Below are 289 nucleotides of genomic sequence, written 5' to 3' on the forward strand. Positions count from 1 at the left end.
CGGCGATGCGGCGCTCGACGGCAAGCGCCGCAGCTGCATCGAGCTCGCCATCGACAAGTGCATGGATCATCAGCTTCATATCCTGCGGGTCTTCCGGCAATCCGTCCTCACGCGGGCCATTCTCACGCGGGCTCATGGGCGACCTCCAAGTTCCGTCATCAGCAGGCTGCGGGCCCGCGCCAGCCGCGACATCACCGTGCCTTGCGGCACGCCGAGCATCGCCGCGATCTCGCGATAGCTGAGGCCGTTTATGTCGCGCAGCACCAGCGTTTCGCGAAACGCGTCCGGC

Annotated in this window: 1 protein-coding gene; it reads right to left on the minus strand. The window is 66.4% G+C overall.

The annotated features are described in order from the left end of the window. Window positions 1–132: 132 nt before the first annotated feature. Window positions 133–289 (minus strand): sigma factor-like helix-turn-helix DNA-binding protein (locus EN845_RS34870; RefSeq protein ID WP_245511897.1); only part of this gene is annotated, 157 nt, incomplete at its 5' end.

Source organism: Mesorhizobium sp. M8A.F.Ca.ET.202.01.1.1 (assembly GCF_004791595.1).
Taxonomy (GTDB): Bacteria; Pseudomonadota; Alphaproteobacteria; order Rhizobiales; family Rhizobiaceae; genus Mesorhizobium.